Here is a 1,438-nt window from a genome sequence, read left to right as displayed (position 1 = left end):
TATTGCTGTCCGATAAAACTTTTTCGCAAATATAAAATTAGGGCTGATTCTATTTTCTAGAGTCAGCCCTTTGTAGTTATTTAGCTTGTTACCACACAAAAATAAATAACCATGAGCAAAAGTACACATTTTAGCGGACAGCCTCTCTATAGTCAGATAATAAGATTGCTTGACAAGACAAAAATTCTAAAAACAAGTAAGGAACTTGGTGGAGAACGTTATATAAAGAGATTTGATTGCTGGACACATACAGTTGTCATGCTTTATGCTGTTATTATTCGTTTTGATTCCTTACGTGAAATTACTGCATCACTGCAGGCTGAAGCACGTAAGTTAAATCACCTTGGAATTTCCATGATGACATCTCGTAGTACATTGTCTGATGCAAACAAAAGACGTTCTGAAGCTGTATTTGAATCTATCTATCGTGATTTATATGCAACTTACCATAATCAACTTTCTTCGGACAGCCACTCTCACAATGAACCAAAATGGATGAAACGTCTTCAAATAATAGATTCTACCACCATATCATTATTCTCAAATCTGCTTTTTAAAGGTGTTGGCCGTCATCCTAAAACAGGCAAGAAGAAAGGTGGTATAAAAGTACATACCGTTATACATGCAAACGAAGGTATACCTTCTGATATAAAGTTCACCTCTGCTGCTACTAATGACTCTTTCATGTTAAACCCGACATCATTAAATAAAGGCGACATTATGGCAATGGATCGCGCCTATATCGATTATGCTAAACTTGAAAAGATGACACAAAGAGGTGTGATCTATGTAACCAAGATGAAGAAAAACCTTAAATACAATATCTTGAACGATACAATGTATCAGTCTCCTGAGGGACTTATGGAGATACGTATACAGCAGGTATCCTTTACCAAACAACAACAAAATGACGAAACTCTCATTCATAAAGCCCGTATTATAACATATGTTGATGAGAAAAAGCACAAACTTATACCTCTTCTAACTAATGACATAGAGTCTGATCCAACAGAAATTGTTGATATATATCGCAAGAGATGGGAAATAGAACTTCTATTCAAACAGATGAAACAGAACTTCCCTCTGAAATACTTTTACGGAGAAAGTGAAAACGCAATTAAGATTCAAATTTGGATAACTCTTATAGCTAATTTACTTTTAATGGTTATGCGAAAGAGATTAACACGATCATGGAGTTTTCCGGATTAGCTACAATGGTAAGAATAACACTTATGTACTATATAGATTTTTACAGTCTGTTCAATCATCCGGAAAAAGACTGGGAAGCTTACTTAAATGAAGTCAATGATGGTCCACAAGAACAACTACTTTTTTGACAGAGGGGGCTTGTCTTCAGAAAAAATAACCCGAAACACTATTTTACAGAGTCTCGGGAAATATTTATATGCTATCGCTGGTTTTATCGGACAGCTATAAA

General features: G+C 35.0%; 1 pseudogene. It reads left to right on the top strand.

Going from position 1 to position 1,438, the window contains the following annotated elements:
- Window positions 1-111 precede the first annotated feature (111 nt).
- Window positions 112-1,337, top strand: a pseudogene (locus JCM15092_RS16370) (IS4 family transposase).
- The last annotated feature ends 101 nt before the right edge of the window (window positions 1,338-1,438 follow it).

Origin of the sequence: Phocaeicola paurosaccharolyticus JCM 15092 (assembly GCF_000613805.1) — a bacterium.
GTDB lineage: Bacteria > Bacteroidota > Bacteroidia > Bacteroidales > Bacteroidaceae > Phocaeicola > Phocaeicola paurosaccharolyticus.
The sequence above is the reverse complement of the archived record's forward strand: the minus strand, read 5'-3'. Positions and strand labels throughout refer to the sequence as shown.